General features: G+C 32.5%; 20 protein-coding genes. 8 read left to right on the forward strand and 12 right to left on the reverse strand.

All coding sequences use genetic code 11. From position 1 onward, the window contains the following. Positions 1 to 2: 2 nt before the first annotated feature. From hisA to VOI25_RS10100, 11 genes are all read right to left on the reverse strand, one after another. The gene (gene hisA / locus VOI25_RS10050; protein WP_323788937.1) at positions 3 to 719 is read right to left on the reverse strand and encodes a 1-(5-phosphoribosyl)-5-[(5-phosphoribosylamino)methylideneamino]imidazole-4-carboxamide isomerase; all 717 of its coding nucleotides are present in this window, start codon (positions 717 to 719) and stop codon (positions 3 to 5) included. Further along, complete coding sequence (gene hisH, locus VOI25_RS10055) at positions 716 to 1,297, reverse strand: imidazole glycerol phosphate synthase subunit HisH (protein ID WP_323788938.1); 582 nt, start codon at positions 1,295 to 1,297, stop codon at positions 716 to 718. Before hisH ends, hisA begins: the two co-directional genes overlap by 4 nt. Further along, complete coding sequence (hisB, locus tag VOI25_RS10060) at positions 1,297 to 2,430, reverse strand: bifunctional histidinol-phosphatase/imidazoleglycerol-phosphate dehydratase HisB (RefSeq protein WP_323788939.1); 1,134 nt, start codon at positions 2,428 to 2,430, stop codon at positions 1,297 to 1,299. The genes hisH and hisB overlap by 1 nt, the downstream gene beginning before the upstream one ends. Continuing rightward, entirely contained in the window at positions 2,427 to 3,473 is a 1,047-nt protein-coding gene (hisC, locus tag VOI25_RS10065) for a histidinol-phosphate transaminase (RefSeq protein ID WP_323788940.1), read from the reverse strand. The genes hisB and hisC overlap by 4 nt, the downstream gene beginning before the upstream one ends. Further along, positions 3,470 to 4,756, reverse strand: a complete 1,287-nt coding sequence (gene hisD, locus VOI25_RS10070) for a histidinol dehydrogenase (RefSeq protein ID WP_323788941.1) — start codon at positions 4,754 to 4,756, stop codon at positions 3,470 to 3,472. The genes hisC and hisD overlap by 4 nt, the downstream gene beginning before the upstream one ends. After that, positions 4,756 to 5,613: an ATP phosphoribosyltransferase gene (hisG, locus tag VOI25_RS10075; protein ID WP_323788942.1), complete on the reverse strand. Its 858-nt coding sequence runs from the start codon at positions 5,611 to 5,613 to the stop codon at positions 4,756 to 4,758. The genes hisD and hisG overlap by 1 nt, the downstream gene beginning before the upstream one ends. Before the next feature lie 271 nt (positions 5,614 to 5,884). Beyond that, complete coding sequence (locus tag VOI25_RS10080) at positions 5,885 to 6,388, reverse strand: SH3 domain-containing protein (RefSeq protein ID WP_323788943.1); 504 nt, start codon at positions 6,386 to 6,388, stop codon at positions 5,885 to 5,887. Positions 6,389 to 6,433: 45 nt separating this feature from the next. Beyond that, positions 6,434 to 7,249: a prohibitin family protein gene (locus VOI25_RS10085; protein WP_323788944.1), complete on the reverse strand. Its 816-nt coding sequence runs from the start codon at positions 7,247 to 7,249 to the stop codon at positions 6,434 to 6,436. Positions 7,250 to 7,261: 12 nt separating this feature from the next. Then, complete coding sequence (locus tag VOI25_RS10090; RefSeq protein WP_323788945.1) at positions 7,262 to 9,295, reverse strand: VWA domain-containing protein; 2,034 nt, start codon at positions 9,293 to 9,295, stop codon at positions 7,262 to 7,264. 49 nt (positions 9,296 to 9,344) lie between these two features. Continuing rightward, positions 9,345 to 10,091: a 3-oxoacyl-[acyl-carrier-protein] reductase gene (fabG, locus tag VOI25_RS10095; protein ID WP_323788946.1), complete on the reverse strand. Its 747-nt coding sequence runs from the start codon at positions 10,089 to 10,091 to the stop codon at positions 9,345 to 9,347. A gap of 121 nt (positions 10,092 to 10,212) precedes the next feature. Then, positions 10,213 to 10,635 carry a PepSY-like domain-containing protein gene (locus tag VOI25_RS10100; protein ID WP_323788947.1) on the reverse strand — a complete coding sequence of 141 codons (423 nt, stop codon included), beginning with the start codon at positions 10,633 to 10,635 and terminating at the stop codon, positions 10,213 to 10,215. A gap of 93 nt (positions 10,636 to 10,728) precedes the next feature. On the opposite strand from VOI25_RS10100, the gene VOI25_RS10105 reads away from it, so the two are divergent. The 4 genes from VOI25_RS10105 to VOI25_RS10120 are packed head-to-tail and all read left to right on the forward strand — an operon-like array spanning position 10,729 to position 15,035. Then, positions 10,729 to 11,541 carry a DUF1853 family protein gene (locus tag VOI25_RS10105; RefSeq protein WP_323788948.1) on the forward strand — a complete coding sequence of 271 codons (813 nt, stop codon included), beginning with the start codon at positions 10,729 to 10,731 and terminating at the stop codon, positions 11,539 to 11,541. A 42-nt stretch (positions 11,542 to 11,583) separates the two neighbouring features. Continuing rightward, positions 11,584 to 12,120 carry a hypothetical protein gene (locus tag VOI25_RS10110; protein WP_323788949.1) on the forward strand — a complete coding sequence of 179 codons (537 nt, stop codon included), beginning with the start codon at positions 11,584 to 11,586 and terminating at the stop codon, positions 12,118 to 12,120. Between the two features lie 19 nt (positions 12,121 to 12,139). Next, complete coding sequence (locus tag VOI25_RS10115) at positions 12,140 to 14,461, forward strand: DNA topoisomerase 3 (RefSeq protein WP_323788950.1); 2,322 nt, start codon at positions 12,140 to 12,142, stop codon at positions 14,459 to 14,461. Position 14,462: 1 nt separating this feature from the next. Then, positions 14,463 to 15,035: a pseudouridine synthase gene (locus VOI25_RS10120; protein WP_323788951.1), complete on the forward strand. Its 573-nt coding sequence runs from the start codon at positions 14,463 to 14,465 to the stop codon at positions 15,033 to 15,035. A 50-nt stretch (positions 15,036 to 15,085) separates the two neighbouring features. On the opposite strand, the gene VOI25_RS10125 is transcribed toward VOI25_RS10120, so the two are convergent. Further along, the gene (locus VOI25_RS10125; protein ID WP_323788952.1) at positions 15,086 to 15,547 is read right to left on the reverse strand and encodes a cold shock domain-containing protein; all 462 of its coding nucleotides are present in this window, start codon (positions 15,545 to 15,547) and stop codon (positions 15,086 to 15,088) included. A 166-nt stretch (positions 15,548 to 15,713) separates the two neighbouring features. Between VOI25_RS10125 and VOI25_RS10130 the strand changes: the two genes are divergently transcribed. Genes VOI25_RS10130 through VOI25_RS10145 form a run of 4 tightly spaced genes read left to right on the forward strand, consistent with a single transcriptional unit; the run spans position 15,714 to position 20,842 of the window. Beyond that, positions 15,714 to 16,394: a TetR/AcrR family transcriptional regulator gene (locus VOI25_RS10130; protein WP_323788953.1), complete on the forward strand. Its 681-nt coding sequence runs from the start codon at positions 15,714 to 15,716 to the stop codon at positions 16,392 to 16,394. Then, positions 16,391 to 18,058 (forward strand): peptidase domain-containing ABC transporter, encoded by a 1,668-nt coding sequence (locus tag VOI25_RS10135; protein ID WP_323788954.1) that lies wholly within the window; start codon positions 16,391 to 16,393, stop codon positions 18,056 to 18,058. The genes VOI25_RS10130 and VOI25_RS10135 overlap by 4 nt, the downstream gene beginning before the upstream one ends. A 4-nt stretch (positions 18,059 to 18,062) precedes the next feature. Continuing rightward, positions 18,063 to 19,418 carry an HlyD family secretion protein gene (locus VOI25_RS10140; RefSeq protein ID WP_323788955.1) on the forward strand — a complete coding sequence of 452 codons (1,356 nt, stop codon included), beginning with the start codon at positions 18,063 to 18,065 and terminating at the stop codon, positions 19,416 to 19,418. An 8-nt stretch (positions 19,419 to 19,426) separates the two neighbouring features. Further along, entirely contained in the window at positions 19,427 to 20,842 is a 1,416-nt protein-coding gene (locus VOI25_RS10145; RefSeq protein WP_323788956.1) for a TolC family protein, read from the forward strand. Positions 20,843 to 20,846: the final 4 nt, after the last annotated feature.

The following is a 20,846-nucleotide window of genomic DNA, read 5'->3' on the forward strand; positions in this document are numbered from 1 at the left end:
CTTTACGAGTAGATTTCTAAATCTCTTAATCTAATATGGCCTTCATAAAGGGCTTTTCCTATTATTGCACCTTCACATCCTAAATCTTCTAATACATTTAAATCCTCCAAAGAAGTTACACCTCCAGACGCTATCAGTCTGATGTCTCTAGATTCGTTTAAAATGCGCTTATATAAATCAAATGATGGACCTTCTAACATTCCATCTTTTGCAATATCAGTACAAATCACATATTTGATACCTTTGTTTTCGTAGGATTGAATAAAAGGAATAACATTCATGCCACTTTCTTCTTGCCAACCATTTATCGCAATTTTTTCATTTATACAATCGGCACCAAGCATAATCTTTATGCCTCCGTATTTTGAAAGCCAACCTTGGAATACCTCAGGATCTTTAACAGCAATACTTCCACCTGTTATTTGTTTGGCTCCTGAATTGAATGCGATATGCAAATCTTCATCAGTTTTTAAACCACCTCCAAAATCAATTTTCAAAGTAGTTTTTGAAGTGATTTGCTCAAGCACTTTATAGTTCACAATATGATTTGCTTTTGCTCCATCCAAGTCCACTAAATGCAAGTATTGCATGCCAGCTGCTTCGAATTCTTTAGCTACCTCAATTGGATTTTCATTATATATCTTTTTTGTACTGTAATCACCTTTTGTAAGACGAACGCATTTTCCGTATAAGATATCTATTGCTGGAATTATTCTCATAAGTTTAAAAAGTTTTTTAATAGTTGTTCTCCCGTTGTACTGCTTTTTTCAGGATGAAATTGAACACCATAAAAGTTATTGTTTTCTATGGCTGAGGCATATTTTAGCCCATAATCTGAAATGGCTATTGCTTCTTTGCAATTCTCAGCATAATAACTATGCACAAGATACATGTAATCGCCTTCATTAATGCCTTTAAATAAGTCAGATTTTAAATTATTTACCGTATTCCATCCCATTTGAGGAACCTTAACATTTGTATTAAACCGTTTTACATTCACATCAAAAATGCCGAGTCCATTAGTATTTCCCTCTTCCGAATGATTACACATAAGTTGCATACCTAAACAAATCCCCAAAACCGGTTGTTTTAAATTAGGGATAAGTTTATCCAATTGACTTAAATTCAACATTTTCATAGCTGAACTTGCTTCTCCAACACCTGGGAAAATAATTCTATCAGCAGCTTGTATAACTTCAGGTTCTTTTGAAAACTGAGTTTCTATTCCTAATCGCTTAAACGCAAATTGTATGCTTTTAATATTTCCAGCTCCATAATCTATTATGACTATATCCATTATAACATGCCTTTTGTTGATGGTAAAATCATTTTTTCAATATCTCTTTTTACTGCCATTTTTATAGCCTTTGCGAAAGCCTTAAATATGGCTTCAATTTTATGATGCTCGTTAGTGCCTTCAGCTTTAATGTTTAAATTACATTTTGCACCATCTGTAAAGGATTTGAAAAAGTGATAAAACATTTCAGTTGGCATTTTTCCAATCATTTCGCGTTTAAACTCGGTTTCCCATACCAACCAGTTACGACCTCCAAAATCTATTGCTGCTTGGGCAAAGCAATCGTCCATAGGCAAAGCAAATCCGTAACGCTCTATTCCTAGTTTGTTACCTAAAGTGGATGCAAAAACTTCGCCCAACGCAATAGCTGTATCTTCTATTGTGTGATGCTCATCAACTTCTAAATCACCGATTACTTTAATATCCAAATCTAACTGACCGTGACGAGCAATTTGGTCTAACATGTGATCAAAAAAGGCAATACCTGTGTCAATATTACTTTGACCTGTTCCGTCGAGATTTAAATTGATTTTTATTTTAGTCTCGTTTGTATTTCTCTCAACACTGCCTGTTCTTACATCAGCCTTTAGAAACTTATAAATGGTTTCCCAATCGTTACTTTCTAAAGCAATAAAATTATTCAAAGCTTCTCTTTTTACTGTAATTTCATCAGTACCTAATTTGGTATTGTCGTTGATGAAAATCCCTTTAGAACCTAGATTCTTGGCAAGTTCCACATCTGTTAACCGATCACCTATCACAAAAGAATTGGCTAAATCATAATCGGAAGAAAAATACTTGGTTAACAATCCTGTATTAGGCTTTCTAGTTGGTGCATTCTCTTTAGCAAATGTTCTGTCTATGAATTGTTCCTCAAAACATATGCCTTCGGCCTCAAAAGTTTTAATAACAAAATTATGTACTGGCCAAAACGTAGTTTCCGGATAAATATCTGTTCCAAGTCCATCTTGATTGGTAATCATGACGATTTCATAATCTAACTCTTTAGTTATTTTGCTTAAGTATTGAAATACCTTTGGATAAAACTCTAATTTGTCAAACGAATCGATTTGTTCATCTGCAGGCTCTTGAATAAGAGTTCCGTCTCTATCTATAAATAATACACGTTTCATTTTAATTGTTTTAGTGCTGTAATTAGTTTTATGTTTTCTTGTTTTGTGCCCACTGTTAATCTCAAACAGTTCTCACATAATGGTTGATTAGTTCTATTTCTAACAACAATTCCCTTTACTATCAATTCATTATATCGCCTGGTTGCGTTATCTACTTTTACCAATAGGAAATTAGCATCAGAAGGAAATATCCTTTCTACAAATTGAATGGATTCTAGTTCAGATTTAAGCCATTTGCGCTGTTGTAAAATAGTGTTGATTTCGTTTTTAGTGTCTTCAAGATTAGAAAGCCTTAGCAATGCTTTTTGCTGAGTTAATTCATTGACATTGTAAGGCGGTTTGATACTATTCAAAATTGATATAATTTCTTTTGACGCATAACAAATACCTAATCTTATTCCAGCCATTCCATAAGCTTTTGATAGAGTTTGTGTGACTATTAAATTTGGAAACCGAAATAGATTTTTAATCCAACTATCCTCATTTGAAAAATCGATATAAGCTTCATCGATAACTACTATTCCATTAAATTTTGAAATTAATTTCTCAATCATTTCCGAATTAAAACTATTAGATGTTGGATTGTTTGGAGAACACAAAAACAAAAGTTTTGTGCGATTGTTTTGAGCTTCTAAAATCGAATCTACTTTCGGTTGAAAGTTAGAATTCAATTCAATTTTAATACTCTCAATTGCATTAAGATTTGCCAAAACTTCATACATGCCATACGTTGGTGGCAAGGTGATGATTTGGTCTATATTAGGTTCACAAAAGGCTCTGAAAATTAAATCTAATATCTCGTCACTTCCATTTCCTAAAAGGATCTGCTCTTCGGAAACCTCTTTTAAAACGCCTAATTTTGTTTTAAGTTCTTTCTGTTGTGGATCAGGATAGCGATTGACTCCATTTTCGTTAGGATTTTCATTAGCGTCAAGAAACACCATTTCACCTGAAATATCTTTGTATTCGTCACGAGCTGATGAATAAGGTTTTAGATTTAAAACATTAGTTCTTACGTAGGTATTAAGGTTAAAATTTTTCATAATTCTAAATCTATTAATCGTAATGAAACTGCATTTTTGTGTGCTTGTAAACCTTCAGCTTCTGCCATGATTTCTATAGTTTTTCCAATATTTATAATACCTTCTTTAGAAATTTTTTGAAACGTAATACTCTTGGTGAAACTGTCTAAGTTCACTCCAGAATAGGCCTTGCTAAATCCATTGGTTGGTAAAGTATGATTTGTTCCTGATGCATAATCTCCAGCACTTTCAGGTGTATAATTACCAATAAATACAGAGCCTGCATTTTCAATGTTATCAATGTAGAAATCCTCATTTTTTGAACAAATAATAAAGTGTTCAGGTGCATATTCATTGATCATCTCTAAAGCAATGTCATCAGTTTCTACATAAATAAGTTTAGAGTTTTCTATAGCCTTTTGAGCCATATCAAGTCTTGGCAATTCTTTAAGTTGTTGTTGAATTTCAATCTCAACACTAGCGATTAACTCTTTGGATGTGGACACCAAAATCACTTGACTATCTGCTCCATGTTCAGCTTGGCTCAATAAATCTGAAGCTACATAATTTGCTTTTGCAGAATCATCAGCAACAATTAATAATTCACTCGGACCTGCAGGCATATCAATCGCAACGCCATACTTAGTAGCCAATTGTTTTGCAACGGTTACAAATTGGTTTCCTGGTCCGAAAATTTTATAAACTTGAGGAATAGTTTCTGTTCCAAATGTCAAACCTGCAATAGCTTGTATACCTCCTACTTTTATGATTTTTGTGACTCCACATAACTGAGCTGCATATAAAATTTCGTTTGCAATACTTCCTTTGTTATTTGGAGGAGAACATAAAACAATATCTTTACAACCTGCAATCTGAGCTGGAACAGCAAGCATCAATACCGTAGAAAACAATGGTGCAGTTCCGCCAGGAATATATAATCCAACTTTTTGTATCGGACGTTTCTCTTGCCAGCATTCGATTCCTTTCGAAGTTTGAACTGATATACGATCTGTTTTTTGAACTGCATGAAAGCGTTCAATATTTGATTTGGCTGTTTGAATTGCATTTTTCAAATCATTAGAGATAAACTTAGACGCCTCTTCTAGTTCTTCCGAAGTAACTTCTGTAACATTTAAAGATACGCCATCAAACAACTCTGTGTACTTTGATATAGCTTTATCTCTTCTTCGTTGTACATCATTGAAGATTTCGTTTACAGTATCTTCAATATTTTCAACAGTTTGTGTAGGTCGTTTTAAAATATCTGACCACAATTTTCTATTTGGATTTAATATTTTTTTCATTACAATACCATGTTTTCAATTGGACAAACTAATATGCCTTCGGCTCCATTCTGTTTCAATTCATCAATGACCTCCCAAAACTCATTCTTATTAATTACAGAATGCAATGAGCTCCAACCCTTTTTAGCTAAGGGTAAAATGGTTGGACTGTTCATTCCTGGCAAAATATTTATAATGGCATCTAATTTTTCATTAGGAGTATTAAGTAATACATACTTATTACGCCTACCTCTTAAAACAGATTGCAGCCTAAATTGAAGTCTGTTCAAAATAGCTTTATTCTCAGCAATGATTAAAGGTGAAACCGCTAAAACCGCTTGAGATTTTAATAACACATCAACTTCTTTTAATCCGTTTTTAAATAACGTACTTCCGCTAGACACTATATCTACTATGGCATCAGCTAATCCAATATTTGGAGCGATTTCAACCGAACCGTTAATGATATGCAAATTGGCATTTACATTATTTTGTTTTAAAAATTGGTTAACGGTATTTGGATAAGATGTTGCAATCCGTTTTCCTTCTAAATCTTTGATAGATTGATATTCTAATGATTTAGGAATGGCTACAGATACTTTACATGAAGAGAATCCTAGTTTTTCTATCACTGATATTCCGTTTCCTTTTTCAATTAAAACGTTTTCTCCTATAATGGCAGCATCGACTACTCCATCTTTTAAATACTGAGGAATATCTCCATTTCTTAGATAGAACACTTCTAAAGGAAAGTTTTTGGCTGAAGCTTTTAGCTGATCTTTTCCATTATCAATAGATATACCAATATCTTTTAAAAGTTTCATGGAGTCATCGTGAAGTCTTCCAGATTTTTGAACAGCAATTTTTAATTTACTCATTTTTCTTTTTTTGTTTTCTTGATTGAGTAAATCTTTTTGGCAGAATGTAATAAAACAAAAAACCGTTTGATTTACTCAAACGGTTTTTAAAATATGTTGATTTTATTCAATACATTCTCACCTCGCTTGAGCGCTAGTATGAAAATGATGATGTAGTTGAATAAAAGTCATTTGTTGTTTTTGATAAACAAAGGTTGCAAATTATAATCTACAATTCCAAATCTTAAATAATTTTTATGATATTATTAGTATTTATACTCCAATTAAAGAATTAATCAGTTTCTGGGCAAGTTGTCCAAGGATGAGCACATTGATTTTTGAAACTTAACCAACCTTCAACAAATTTCTTATCTACTTTGAACCTGATTTTAACCCATAAACCTGATGTCTCAATTATTTTTGCTGTTTGATTAGAATCAACTTTATGGATTTTATTTGATTCTATTGTTGGTTGATCATAAAGATAAATGTTATGGCTCTCATCAAAATCATCTACTGTGATTAAAAAATTAGTTGTTTTTACCCAACGGTTTTCGTAACCATAGTTTATATACGCATTAGGTAATCTTTGAATATTCTTAATTTTAAACCAACCGTATTCACTGTCTGTTATTGCTATCTTATACCATGACTTTTTATCTTCAACGTTATACAGAGTATCTATAATCTTTCCATTGAAACTATCATAAATAAATAATGGAGTCTTACTACGTTTATCATAATAAGACTCCACTAAATCTTTGTAATGTATTTCTGTTTTGTCTTGAGCAGACATGCTAAAACAGCATAGAAAAAAAAGTACAGTGACTTTCACAATATACTACTGATTACCTAAAATTAGTGGTAATCCTGAATCTCCAGACCCAATAACAATAACCTTTGTATTAGGTGATTCCGATAGTTTTATTGTAGCGTCGATACCTTTATCTTGAAGTATTTTGTCAGTTAAGGATGCACTTAAAATTCTATTTGATTCCGCTTTACCTTGTGCTTCAATGATTACTTTTTCAGCTTCTTTAGCCGCTGTAACCAATCTAAATTCATATTCTAGTGATTCTTGCTCTTGTTTCAACTTACGCTCGATAGCATCTTTAATAGTATTAGGCAAAGTGACATCACGAACCAAAACCTCATTTAATTGCACAAATTGTTTACTCAAAATAACTTTAGTTTCTTCAAAAATTTCATCTTGAATAGCATCACGCTTACTAGAATACAATTGCTCTGGTGTATAACGACCAACTACACTACGTGCAGCACTGCGAATTGCTGGTTGAATTACTCGCTGTAAATAGTTTTCACCTAAAGATTGGTGTAGATTTCCAAGGTCTTTGTACACTGGTTCATACCAAGCAGAAGCATCAATTTGAATTTCTAATCCGTTAGATGATAAAACTTTCATCTTTTCAAATAATTCTTGTTGTCTCACTTCATAAACAATGACTTTGTTCCATGGCGCAATTATGTGAAACCCTTCGCCCAAAGGAGGTGCATCTGTAACGACACCATTATCAAATGTTTTATATAAAACGCCTGCTTCACCAGATCCTATTGTTACTGCAGATTTTGCTAACAATATTATTAATACGACAGCCACAAAAATAACTGGTAATGCAACTTTTGGTAATTTTTCCATGATTTTAGTTTTTTAAATTAGTCCGTTATATTTTCTAATGAACCACTCAGTTGCTAGACTTAAAACAATGAGTGCAAGAAGGTATTTCCAATCTATCAAAGGTACGACTTTTTTACTGCTTTTCTGGATAGTAGCGAATCTAGAATCGGATAATAAATCATTAATAATTGTACTCGTATTATCAATAAAATAGGACTTCCCATCACTATTAGTAGCTAAGCTTTCAAGTTTTGTTACATTGGCATTAAGAAATTGTTGCTCAACATTGTAATCTAAGATTTTAAATTCTCCAGATTTTGACACAGTTCCGTTTGAGGTTCTTACCGTAAAACTATAATCACCTGCATCTAATCCACTTAAATCGACTTGATAGTTTGTGTTTTTCAAAACAAAAGGTAAGGTTTTAGTGTCGTCTGTATCTTTGTTTTTTAGAATAATATTGATATTCTCATTAGCATCAAACTCATAATTTTTATTGAAGTATTGCGCTATAATTTTTACATTGTCATTTCCGTTATAAAAAGATTCATAATTGACGTTTAATCTGGAGCGTCTTTGTTTAGAACTTAAATACTGCACTAATTTTCCAATAAAATTATCAAACGTATTGAATGACTTTTCGTCTAAAAAACTTTGGGCTCTCCATCTCCAGATACCTTCTCCTAAAAGTAAAGCCTCTCTTTTCTCATTAATTTCGAAAGTAGCCAAAAGTGGTTCATCTATTTGTGTACCATTAATGGTTTTAAAAAGGATGGTTTCAAAAGGCACTGTAAATTGTGTTTCTCCAAATTCAGATTGAAGTGGAGGAAATTCATCAAAATTTAAATCATCTATAATAAACGTACTATAGTTTTGGTTTACAGAAGGCTGAAAGTTTTCAGTTTGATTAGTGAACTGTTGACTGTAATTATTTTGTAATTGATTTAAAAGTGACCAATTGGTTTTCGTACCAGCTATAACTATTTTATTCAGTTTTAATCTATCAATCTCATTGAACAATGACCTAAAGTTATTAGTTGGTTGATAGGCGATAACTAGTTGAAAATCTTCAGATTGTTTTAAAAAATCAGTAGTACTTAAGATGCTAGCTTTTCGCTGTTCGTTACTTTCGATCGATTTCTTAAGTGCGCCTAAATCAGGATGACTAATGTCGGATACAATGGCAACATTTGTTTTTTGATCAATAACTTCTACAGCAAAATTCTTAACGTTATTAATCCTGTTTTTTTCGTTATCCAGTGGAACGATTTCCGCTTTATAACTTCCAACACCTACTCTATTTGCTGGTAAGTTCACATTTACTATTTGTGAGGTTTGACTTTTACTAAATCTAATAGGTTGTGTAAATACGGTAGAATTGCCTGATGTAATTTTTAATTGGGAAGTTACAGCAGTGTTACCATTGTAAGTGGCAATAATTTCAACAGGAAACTTATTTTTTAAATAGGCATATCTATTGACGTTTAACTGTTGAATTTTTATATCAGTATATGTCGTGGTATCACCAAGAATAACTGGAAAAATGGCTTGTTTATAACGTTTGGTCATGAACTCATAATCATAACCATAGGTTTGATTTCCATCTGTAATAAGTACAGTTGGAGAGACAGAATTATTATAAACTTCAGACAAACGACCAAACACTTGAGCAATGTTTGATTGCTTTTCATTAAAACCTAAAGAATCACTTTGGTTTACAGACTTCCCAAAGGTGTAAAACTCTAAATTGAAATTAGCTTTAAGTTCTTGGTTTTGTTTTAGTGACTCAATTAAATCACTCGTGTTCTGTGATTGTTTGAGATAGTTAATAGATTCTGAATTATCTATAGCAACAATCAAGTTTGGCTTTTCATCATAAAACGAGAGTTTATCAAACTTTGGATTGATTAAAAGCAACAAAATGGAAAATATACTAACAAACCTTAAAAACGCAAGAAGCCAATAGATTTTGGTCGTTTTTTTAGATTTAAAAATATACTGAAAAAGCGCTAGTACTAGCGCTAATATTCCAGATATAATAATGTATGTTATCGTGTCTGTTTGCATTTAAAGACCTTTCGACTGCGCTTAAGGTGACATTCTAATTATATGTTTTCTATGTTAGCATTCCGCCATCTACATTGAGCGTTTGTCCAGTGACATAAGCACTCATATCACTAGCTAAAAATACACAAGCGTTAGCAATATCCTCAGGAGTTCCTCCACGTTTTAGCGGAATAGCATTACGCCATCCTTTTACGGTTTCTTCATCAAGTTTGGCTGTCATCTCAGTTTCGATAAAACCAGGAGCAATCACGTTACTTCTTATATTTCTAGAACCCAATTCTAAAGCCACTGACTTTGAAAAACCAATAATTCCTGCTTTTGAAGCTGCATAATTCGTCTGACCAGCATTTCCTTTTACACCAACAACAGAACTCATATTAATGATTGAACCTTTACGTTGTTTTAACATTGTACGTTGAACAGCTTTAGTCATATTAAAAACCGACTTCAAGTTGACTTCAATCACTTTATCGAAGTCCTCTTCACCCATTCGCATTAACAAATTATCTTTAGTGATGCCTGCATTATTTACCAAAACATCAATGCTTCCAAATTCAGCCAATACATCTTCAGCTAGTTTTTGAGATTCATCAAAATCTGCAGCATTACTTTGATAGCCTTTTGCTTTAATTCCTAATGCATTTAATTCGTTTTCTAATTCGTTTGCTGCTTCTACAGAAGAGCTATATGTGAAAGCTATGTTTGCACCATGTTGCGCAAAAACTTCAGCTATACCTTTACCAATCCCTCGGCTTGCGCCAGTGATAATTGCTGTTTTTCCTTCTAATAATTTCATGAATGATTGTGTTAAAATAGTTGGTTTTCAAATATAGCAAATAGAAGTTGCTCCCAATAAAAAAACCTCAAAATTTATAATTTAATTATGAGGTTTTAATAGCGTCTTATTTTAATGAGAATTAAATGATTTCACCATTAGGTTTAAATTCTACATCCTTGTTTTTGCCATCTCTTTTGAACTCAACATCGTAGAATAAACCTTTTGAATGGTGTTCTACTTTTTCAATTTCTGTGATATCTTCATCACTAAATTTTGCCTTTATGACATCTTTAATAGCTTGTGGTAATTCATTTTTATCGATACTACTTTCGGTTTCTATCCATTTTCCATTGGGAGCAAAATCTGCACGATACTTAATACCATCAATTTTAAAATTTGCTTCATAATTACCATTAGAATCTTTGTGCCAATCTGGATCATTTTCGCCAGGATATTTTGCCTGAAATGTTTGCTTGACTTCTTCAGGTGCTTGAGCATTTGCAGCATTTTGACAGTTGAAGTTTAAAAATACAATTAGAATAATTAGTATGGCGTTTTTCATCATTTTAAATTTGATAGAAATATATTGGTTTTTTCACTTAATAAAGCGTCTAAATGCTATTTTTATTAACTTAAAGACATATAACACTATTTAATGCATTTAAAAACGGACCAACTGAAACGTTTATATCAAGGTTATTTGAATACACCTTTACTGTGGAATTCAAGTTCTGTGTTGGGATTAGATCAACTTCATTTGCCAGATGATGAATTTATTGAATTTAAAAGATTACTACATAGAACACTTCGTTTGGGTCAACTCGCAGAACAATTTGCATTCAACCAAATAGAAAATCTAAGGGATTGTGAAATTTTAGCTGAAAATATTCAGATTCAAAAAGAAAAACAAACGCTGGGAGAGCTGGATGCCTTATTGGAAATAGGTAATAATCGAATTCATCTTGAAATCATTTATAAATTCTATTTATATGATGCATCCTTAGGTAAATCTGAAATTGAACAATGGATTGGTCCTAATAGAAACGATAGTTTAATTGAAAAAATCACGAAGCTTAAAACTAAGCAATTGCCACTACTCCATTCTTCTGAATGTAAATCTACCTTAGAAGAATTCAATGTACATAATAAAGACTTCCAACAATGCGTCTTATTTAAAGCTCAACTGTTTATTCCATATCAGCAATCTGTTGAGTTTAATTTGTTGAATAAAGATTGTGTTTGTGGATTTTACCTCAATAAACAACAATTAGTAGAATTCAACACTTCTGAATTTTATGTGCCTTCAAAACTCGATTGGTTTTTAGAAGTTGATAATTCAGTTGATTGGGTAGATATGGAAACATTTAAAATCAAAACTGAAGCGTTTCTAAAACAGTCTAAATCACCCTTAATTTGGATTAAAATGCCAGATGGAACTATTTTAAAGAGTTTTTTGGTTTGGTGGTAATACATAAATATTTCATCTTTGTTTTTTAACTAAATCTATCTTATGAGACGTTATTATTTTTTGGTTTTTACAGTATTAATAATTCTAATTTCAGGGTGTGGATCTGATGATAATATAGTAGAAGATTGTACTAAAATTATTGTTTCTGAACCTCAACAAGTTGTTACAAATGCTTCAGGAACGACAGTAATTCCTGAAGTAACTCAAGAAGTTCCTTGCGATTATGAAGAAGGAATTCCAATAATTGGAACTAATGTAAATCCATTAGAAAACTTCACATATGAGGTGTTATATTTTACATTTATTCCTGATACTGGAAATAACACTCGACGTATAGAATTTGAAATACAATTGAATAATTCTAATGATTTTATAGCTGAAGGTAAACCCATAACTACAATAGAAGCAAATGGGGAAATTTCAGCTGGACCTTTTTTTATTAATAACGCAATTGAACCATGCTTTTCGATAGATGCCAATTCTACCTGTATTTTTGCTTTTGAAATAGAGGAGCCTTTAGATGTTATTTTAAATAGTATTTCGCTCATAGATGTAGATTATTGGCTGACTACCGAGTAAATTAAAACTATTCACATAAATGAAAGTCTGTATTGCTGAAAAACCTAGTGTTGCAAGAGAAATTGCCCAAGTACTTGGCGCCAATTCAAAACGTGACGGCTATTATGAAGGGAATGGTTATGCAGTGACCTATACTTTTGGACATTTGTGTACGCTTATGGAACCAAACGATTACAAACCATACTGGAAAAGTTGGGATTTGAATAATTTGCCCATGCTTCCAGAGAAATTTAAAACTAAGGTGGTTAGTAATTCTGGAATTAAAAAACAGTTTAATATTGTTAAATCCTTATTTGATAAAGCAGAACTTGTAATAAACTGTGGTGATGCTGGACAAGAAGGAGAATTGATTCAGCGTTGGGTTTTAGATCAAGCAAATTATAAAGGAAAAGTTCAGCGACTTTGGATTTCTTCGTTAACTACAGAAGCGATTAAAGAAGGTTTTGAATGCCTTAAAGATTCTGAAGCGTATGACAATTTGTATTATGCAGGATTTTCTCGTGCTATTGGAGATTGGCTATTAGGTATGAATGCTACGCGTTTATATACCGTAAAACATGGTGGTTACAAGCAAGTGCTTTCTGTTGGTCGCGTTCAAACACCAACATTAGCAATGGTCGTAAATCGGTTTACAGCCATTGAAAACTTTATTCCTCAGCCGTATTGGGAGTTACAAACGATGTATCGCGATACGCTTTTTGCTTATGAAGAAGGTCGCTTTTTAAAAATGGAAGATGGTGAAGTATTGGCGAATAAAGTAAAAGCATCAGATTTCGAAATTGTGTCAACCACTAAAAGGAAAGGAAAGGAATACGCACCAAAATTATTTGATTTAACAGGATTACAAGTGTATTGCAATACCAAGTTTGGGTTTTCGGCAGATGAGACTTTAAAAATCGTTCAGAAGTTATATGAACAAAAAGTGGTAACGTATCCTAGAGTTGACACGACATTTTTGCCAAATGATGTGTATCCTAAAGTGCATGGTATTCTTCAAAAATTGACAAATTATTCTGAATTAACACAACCACTTTTAGGTAAGAAAATAAAGAAATCGGCTAAGGTTTTCAATGATAAAAAAGTTACTGATCACCATGCTATTATTCCAACAGGAATTCAGATTAACTTACAATACAATCAGCAACAGGTTTATGATATTATTGTAAAGCGTTTTATTGCTGTGTTTTATCCAGACTGTGACGTTTCAAATACAACAGTAATAGGAAAAGCGGATGATGTTAATTTTAAAACCACAGGAAAAGAGATTTTAAAAGAAGGTTGGAAAGTTGTTTTTAAATTCGGTAAAGAAAGCACTTCGACTGCGCTCAGTGTGACAGATAAAGATACATTGCCAACATTTGTTAAAGGTGAAAAAGGTCCGCATGAACCTTCATTTTTAGAAAAGCAAACCAAGCCTCCTAATCAATTTACTGAAGCCTCTCTCCTACGTGCTATGGAAACAGCTGGTAAACAAATTGATGATGACGAGCTTCGAGACTTAATGAAAGAAAACGGGATAGGTCGACCTTCAACTCGTGCAAATATCATAGAGACTTTGTTTAAACGTCAGTATATTAAACGTAATAAAAAGCAAATTCTTCCAACAGTTACTGGTGTAGCTTTAATTGATACCATTCAAAATGAACTATTAAAGTCTGCAGAACTTACAGGTCTTTGGGAAAAGCAACTTAAGGATATTGAAAAAGGTGAATACAGTGCAAGTTTGTTTATTCAGAACATGAAAAAAATGGTAGATGAATTGGTGTATGAAGTTAGAAGTGAAACCAAACGCGCAAATATTTCACAAGCATCTGTTGTTAAAGAACGTCAAGCGAAAGTTAAGAAAACGAAAGCTGCAGGTATGACCTCTGAAGCTTGTCCGAAATGCAAAAAAGGCCATCTTTTGAAGGGAAAATCGGCTTATGGTTGTAGTCAGTTTAAATCTGGATGTGATTTTGTAATGCCTTTTAAAGTCTACGGAAAAAAGATTTCAGAAAAACAATTGATACGTTTACTTCAAAAAGGGTCGACAGTGAACTTGAAAGGCTTTACTTCTAAACAAGGAACAACTGAAGGATTGTTGCGATTTGATGATGCATTTAAATTGGTGTTAGAACCGAAAAAGCAACTGGCTAAAGTTTCAGAAGTAAAAAATAAAGACACAATCAATTGTCCGAAATGTAATAAAGGAACTATTATACGAGGTAAAACTGCTTATGGTTGTAGTGCTTATAATTCTGGATGTGATTTCAAAATGTCATTTGATGCTATTCGGTCTAAAGCTAAAGACAAACAACTCACAAAAGATCTTGTTTATGCCATTTTAAAAGGTGCTGTTTAATATGGAACATTGTCATTTTAAACTCTTCAAACCTTATGGCTATTTAAGTCAGTTTCAAACCAATGCCAAACACGAAATCAACAAAAAGTTCTTGGGAGATTTGTATGATTTTCCAGAAGGAACAATGGCAATAGGACGATTAGATAAAGACTCAGAAGGCTTGCTCCTACTTACAACAGACGGAAAAGTTAGTTTTGACATCACAAGTTCTAAAACAGATAAAGAATATTATGTACAAGTAGATGGTGAAATTACAGAGGAAGCAATTTTGCAAATAGAGCAAGGTGTTGCAATTAGTCATCAAAGTGAAACGTACATCACAAAACCTTGTAAGGTATTTCGAATAATGCAAACTCCTAATTTCCCTGAAAGAGCAAAAAAAATTCGTGATGATCGTCATGGAAAAACATCTTGGATTTCAATAACCATAAATGAAGGGAAATTCAGGCAAGTTCGAAAAATGACTGCGTGTGTTGGATTTCCAACATTGAGATTGGTGCGAATTCGTGTTGGCACGATGACTTTGGAAGGGTTAAAAATGGGAGATGTAATGGAATTAAATGCTATCAAATAGAAAAGCCAATGAGTTATCACTGGCTTTTTATAAATAAATAGGACTAAAATTTAAATCAGTTTCACACGAACTGCGTTCATGCCACGTTGTCCTTTTTCTAGTTCAAATTGCACCTTGTCGTTTTCTTGAATTTCATCAATTAAACCACTTACATGACAAAAGTATTTTTCTTGGTCTTCAGTATCAATAATAAATCCAAAACCTTTAGAATTATCAAAGAATGACACTTTTCCTTTACGGATCGGATCATATTCTTCTTCGTCTCCTTCTTCTTTCTTAGGGATACCAATGACAATATTTTTAGCCTTCACTTTAATTTTTTCTGATGGATCTGGTGGAGTGTCTGTTAAATTCCCAAACTGATCTACATAAGCAAAAGGGATGCTTTCTGCACCTCCATTTCCTTCTTTTTCAAGCTTGCGCGCTTCCATTTTCTTACGTTTATCTTCGCGCTTTTTTAAACGTTTTTTTTCTTTTTCACTTTTGTTGAAGGTCTGTTGCGACTTTGCCATTCTTTACTCTTAAATATTTTAATTTTTTACTGTACAATACAGCATTAAACGTAAAGATAACTGTAATTATTGAATTTTTAAAAAAATATGCTATTTAGTTAATCAAAAGTTAAACATTAATAAACTAATAGTATTACTATTATATTTGCGTGTAATTTATATTAAAATGAAATATTTACTTTCAAATTTAAAAATAGACATCAATGAGAAGATCTATTTAAAAGATCCAGAATCATCAACTCTTGGTAAAAAAATTATTGAGCATAGCATCAAGCTTATTGATGATATTGGTTTTGATAGCTTTACATTTAAAAAGTTAGGTGTTATTATTGGTTCAAACGAAAGTTCTATTTATCGCTACTTTGATGGTAAACATAAACTGCTTCTCTATTTGACGTCGTGGTATTGGGCTTGGTTAGAATACCAATTAGTATTCTCTACAACTAATATGTCTAACTCAAATGAAAAATTAGAAAAAGCAATTGATATTTTGACAAGAACCATCGAATCTGATTCCACTTTCGAGCATATCGATGAAGTCATATTAAGTCGCGTTGTGATTAATGAGTATTCAAAATCGTACCTAACTAAAGAAGTCGATGACGAAAATAAAGACGGCTATTTTTCAATTTACAAGCGGTTGGTAACCAGATTACATGACATGATTATTGAAGTGAATCCTAGTTATAAGTTTCCACATAGCTTGGCAAGTACTGTTTTAGAAGGCGCATTACACCAACATTTTTTAAAAGATCATTTCAAATCACTTACAGATTGTGATCATAAAGTTCAGCCTTCAGATTATTTCAAACATTTAGTTTTTAATGCTATAGATTCAAACACATGACAAAAACAATTTTAACAGCTTGGCAACGCTTAATTGGTCTATTAAAATTAGATCGTAAAGACATTAAGCAAGTGTTTTATTATGCAATTTTTGCTGGAGTCGTTAACCTTTCTCTTCCTTTAGGAATTCAGGCCATAATAAATTTAATTCAAGGTGCTCAAATTAGCAGTTCTTGGATCGTCTTGGTCATTTTAGTGACTTTGGGAGTTGCATTTGTAGGCTTGCTTCAATTGATGCAAATGCGAATCATTGAAAACGTACAGCAAAAAATATTTACGAGATCTTCTTTTGAATTTGCCTATCGTTTTCCGAAAATTAAAATGAGTGAGTTAAGACATTATTATCCGCCAGAATTAGCCAATCGTTTTTTTGACACTTTAACCGTTCAAAAAGGATTGTCTAAAATACTTGTCGATTTTCCTGCTGCCATCCTTCAAATTATTTTCGGATTAATGCTTCTATCTTTTTATCATCCATTTTTTATCATTTATGGAATTTTACTAATTCTTTTGATATATGTGGTCTTTAAATTTTCGGCACAACGTGGATTAGATACAAGTTTGGATGAGTCAAAGCAAAAATATAAGGTTGCACATTGGTTGCAAGAAGTTGCACGCTCTATTTTAAGTTTTAAATTATCTGGAAAAACAAGCTTAGCACTTACCAAAAATGATAGTTTAGTTTCTGATTATTTAGATGCCAGAGAAAGTCACTTTAAAGTATTAATTCAACAGTTTATTAAACTAATTGGTTTTAAAATTCTTGTTACGGCTGGTTTACTTGTCATTGGAGGATTTTTAGTATTGAACCAAAAAATGAATATCGGACAGTTTGTAGCTGCTGAAATCATTATTCTTTTGGTGATAAGCTCAGTTGAAAAATTGATTCTCGGTTTAGAATCTTTTTATGATGTATTGACATCAATTGAAAAACTCGGACAGGTCGTCGATAAGGAATTAGAATCTCAAGAAGGTGATGCCATTAGTTCTGAAAACAGAGCAATAAAAATCGAGCTAGACAAAGTTGGCTATTCGGTTCCTGATAGAGCACGTCCAATACTAGAAGATATTTCGTTAGCTATAGAACCAAAAGATAGAATCCTTATTCATGGATCGCATGGTTCCGGAAAGTCAAGTTTATTAAAACTCATTGCTGGTATAAATGCGCAATCTAAAGGCGGTATTTACATTAATGACATTTCACTTAGTGGAATTAAAATTAATGATTACAGAGCACTTATTGGACAATCTCTACCTGAAGAATCACCTTTTGAAGGTACAATTCGTGAGAATCTAACGTTTGGAGATCCATCTATTACTGACGACGAAATCAACTTTGTTTTACAGAAAATAATGTTAGTAGATTTTGTAAAAGCTCAACCAAAAGGATTGCGAACCATTCTATATCCTGAAGGCCAACGCTTATCAACAACAGTATCTAAAAAGATTGTATTGGCTAGAAGTATTTTAAAGAAACCGAAATTATTATTACTAAAAGATCCTTTAGATCAATTTGAAACACATGAAGCTAAAAGCATTATGAAATTCTTAGTAGAAAAAAGTAATCCATGGGCTTTAGTTGTGGTTAGCTACAATATGGATTGGAAAGAAAACTGCTCCAAAATTCTAAATTTAGAAGGCGGTAAACTAATATCAAACTCATAAGTTCATGCTTAATATTTCTCATAACAAATTGAATAAAAAAGTAGACTTATCATCATATAAGTCTGCTCGAAAAGTATTTCATAAAAGACATTATAAGCACTTTAATCGCTTTTTATTGGCTTTTGCATTTACAGTAATCGTAATCATGTTTTTGCCTTGGACACAAAACATTAATAGTCGTGGTAATGTCACTACACTCACACCTGACCAACGACCACAAACTATTCAGTCTCCAATACCTGGACGCATTGAAAAATGGTTTGTAAAAGAAGGAGATCGCGTTAAAAAAGGTGATACTATATTGTTTATTTCTGAAATTAAAAATGAATATTTTGATCCAAACCTTGTTAATAGAACTGGACAACAAATTAAGGCTAAAGAAGCTTCGGTTAGCTCTTATGGTTCAAAAGTAAATGCTTTGAATAACCAAATTGGAGCTTTGCGTAATGAGCGTAAATTAAAGTTGCAACAAGCAGAAAATAAATTAATGCAATCTAAACTAAAAGTAAAAAGCGATAGTATTGATTTTGAAGCGGTAAAAATTGATTTAAAAATTGCTGAACGCCAAATTGGTGCGATTCAAAACTTGTATGATGAAGGTTTAAAATCGTTGACAGAATTGGAAGAAAAGCGTTCGAAATTCCAAGAGAAACAAGCTAAATTGATATCTCAGGAGAATAAATTCTTGGCGTCTAAAAATGAAGTTATCAATGCTCAGATTGAACTCAATCGTATTGGTGCTGAATATATAGATAAAATTTCGAAAGCCGAAAGTGATAAATTCACTGCACAATCTAATGGGTTTGATGCCGAAGCACAAGTGACAAAATTAGAAAGTGATTTTACAAATTATGAAATTCGCAATGACCTATATTATATTAAAGCTCCACAGGATGGTTTTATAAATAAGGCGATTAAAGGTGGTATTGGAGAAACCTTTAAAGAAGGTGAGCAATTGGTTGGTATTATGCCAGCTAATTATGATTTAGCAGTTGAAATGTTTGTAGATCCTATCGATTTGCCGTTGGTTCATATTGGTGAAAATGTAAGAGTTCAGTTTGATGGTTGGCCAGCAATTGTATTTAGCGGATGGCCTAATATTTCTTACGGAACTTATGGTGCTAAAGTTGTTGCTATTGAAAATTTTATAAGTCCGAATGGTAAGTTTCGAATTTTACTTGCACCAGATGAAAACGACCACGAATGGCCTGAAGCTATTAGAGTTGGTTCTGGAGCAATGACCATAGCTCTTCTTGAAGATGTACCTATTTGGTTTGAATTATGGCGAAAACTGAACGGCTTTCCTCCTAACTATTACCAACCCGTAAACTCTGGTGATTCAAAATCTGATAAAAAATAATAGTAGACATGATTAAATATCTAAGCATATTATTCCTTTTTATAACATCATTTGCCTTTTCTCAAGAGCAAACTCAAGTAAATGATTCCATTATCTTTAGTTTTAGTGAATACTTAGGTTATGTTAAGAAATTCCACCCAATTGCAAAACAAGCTGAATTGACAATTCAGATTGGACAAGCGAACTTAATGAAAGCTCGTGGTGGATTTGACCCTAAACTTGAAGTTGATCACAATCGAAAAAAATTCAAGAATACGGCGTATTACGATCAACTTAGTGCCACATTTAAAATTCCAACATGGTATGGTATTGAACTTAAGGGGAATTTTGAGCAAAATGAAGGTGATTTTTTAAATCCTCAAGCTTTTGTTCCAGAAGATGGCTTGTATAGTGCTGGGATTTCGGCTTCTCTTGGTCAAGGATTATTTATAAACCAAAGAATGGCAGATGTAAAGAAAGCTAAATTCTTTAGAGAGCAGACTCTTGCTGACCGCGAACTATTAGTCAATCAAATTTTATACGATGCTTCAATTTCTTATTTTAATTGGTTGCAAGCTTATACGGAAGTAAAAACATATGAGCGTTTTTTAGAAAATGCAAGTACACGAGCTAAAGGTGTTGAACGTAGTGTTGACGCTGGAGATAAAGCAAAAATCGATATTACTGAAGCAAATATTACTGTTAAAAATAGAACATTAGGATTAGAACAAGCTAAAGTTAAATTGATGAAAGCAGCTTTAGATTTGTCCACGTATTTATGGTTGAATGATAATATACCAGTTGAAATTCAAGATAATGTTGTCCCAGATACTGGAATTGAAACCACTATTGATGATGTGTTAGAGATTTCTGGATTACCATTAACTGATTTTGTTATAGAAAACCATCCGAAGTTAAAATCTTTAAATTTAAAGTACGAAGGTTTGCAGGTCGATAAACGGTTAAAAGCAAATAAGTTGTTACCTATTGTTGATATTCAGTATAATTTTTTATCTCAAGATCCAGATATAGTACGATCGTTTAATAGTAATACGTATAAAGGCGGTTTGAATATTGCATTCCCTCTATTTCTTCGTAAAGAGCGTGGAGATTTAAAACTAGCAAAGTTTAAGCTTCAAGATGTAAAGTTTGACATAGCTAATGAACGCATTACAATTCAGAATAAAGTGTTGGCTATTTATAGAGAATTAGAATCTTTTGAAACTCAAAATCAGTTAATAACTGAGATTGTCAATGATTATACAACCATGTTAAATGCTGAAGAGCGCAAGTTTAGTTTTGGAGAAAGCTCACTATTTTTAATCAATTCTCGTGAGAAAAGTTTAATTGACTCACAATTGAAGGCTATCGAGTTACAGAACAAATATTTGAAAGCTAAAGCCAAATTGTTTAATAGTTTAGCAAAAGATTTAGGAAACTTGTAGATTA

Origin of the sequence: Psychroserpens sp. (assembly GCF_034670085.1) — a bacterium.
Taxonomy (GTDB): domain Bacteria; phylum Bacteroidota; class Bacteroidia; order Flavobacteriales; family Flavobacteriaceae; genus Psychroserpens.

Excerpts from the sequence above, each read along its gene's own strand:
- hisA (WP_323788937.1), bottom strand. The coding sequence starts at position 719 with ATGAGAATAATTCCAGCAATAGATATCTTATACGGAAAATGCGTTCGT.
- hisH (WP_323788938.1), bottom strand. The coding sequence starts at position 1,297 with ATGGATATAGTCATAATAGATTATGGAGCTGGAAATATTAAAAGCATA.
- hisB (WP_323788939.1), bottom strand. The coding sequence starts at position 2,430 with ATGAAACGTGTATTATTTATAGATAGAGACGGAACTCTTATTCAAGAG.
- hisC (WP_323788940.1), bottom strand. The coding sequence starts at position 3,473 with ATGAAAAATTTTAACCTTAATACCTACGTAAGAACTAATGTTTTAAAT.
- hisD (WP_323788941.1), bottom strand. The coding sequence starts at position 4,756 with ATGAAAAAAATATTAAATCCAAATAGAAAATTGTGGTCAGATATTTTA.
- hisG (WP_323788942.1), bottom strand. The coding sequence starts at position 5,613 with ATGAGTAAATTAAAAATTGCTGTTCAAAAATCTGGAAGACTTCACGAT.
- VOI25_RS10080 (WP_323788943.1), bottom strand. The coding sequence starts at position 6,388 with ATGTCTGCTCAAGACAAAACAGAAATACATTACAAAGATTTAGTGGAG.
- VOI25_RS10085 (WP_323788944.1), bottom strand. The coding sequence starts at position 7,249 with ATGGAAAAATTACCAAAAGTTGCATTACCAGTTATTTTTGTGGCTGTC.
- VOI25_RS10090 (WP_323788945.1), bottom strand. The coding sequence starts at position 9,295 with ATGCAAACAGACACGATAACATACATTATTATATCTGGAATATTAGCG.
- fabG (WP_323788946.1), bottom strand. The coding sequence starts at position 10,091 with ATGAAATTATTAGAAGGAAAAACAGCAATTATCACTGGCGCAAGCCGA.
- VOI25_RS10100 (WP_323788947.1), bottom strand. The coding sequence starts at position 10,635 with ATGAAAAACGCCATACTAATTATTCTAATTGTATTTTTAAACTTCAAC.
- VOI25_RS10105 (WP_323788948.1), top strand. The coding sequence starts at position 10,729 with ATGCATTTAAAAACGGACCAACTGAAACGTTTATATCAAGGTTATTTG.
- VOI25_RS10110 (WP_323788949.1), top strand. The coding sequence starts at position 11,584 with ATGAGACGTTATTATTTTTTGGTTTTTACAGTATTAATAATTCTAATT.
- VOI25_RS10115 (WP_323788950.1), top strand. The coding sequence starts at position 12,140 with ATGAAAGTCTGTATTGCTGAAAAACCTAGTGTTGCAAGAGAAATTGCC.
- VOI25_RS10120 (WP_323788951.1), top strand. The coding sequence starts at position 14,463 with ATGGAACATTGTCATTTTAAACTCTTCAAACCTTATGGCTATTTAAGT.
- VOI25_RS10125 (WP_323788952.1), bottom strand. The coding sequence starts at position 15,547 with ATGGCAAAGTCGCAACAGACCTTCAACAAAAGTGAAAAAGAAAAAAAA.
- VOI25_RS10130 (WP_323788953.1), top strand. The coding sequence starts at position 15,714 with ATGAAATATTTACTTTCAAATTTAAAAATAGACATCAATGAGAAGATC.
- VOI25_RS10135 (WP_323788954.1), top strand. The coding sequence starts at position 16,391 with ATGACAAAAACAATTTTAACAGCTTGGCAACGCTTAATTGGTCTATTA.
- VOI25_RS10140 (WP_323788955.1), top strand. The coding sequence starts at position 18,063 with ATGCTTAATATTTCTCATAACAAATTGAATAAAAAAGTAGACTTATCA.
- VOI25_RS10145 (WP_323788956.1), top strand. The coding sequence starts at position 19,427 with ATGATTAAATATCTAAGCATATTATTCCTTTTTATAACATCATTTGCC.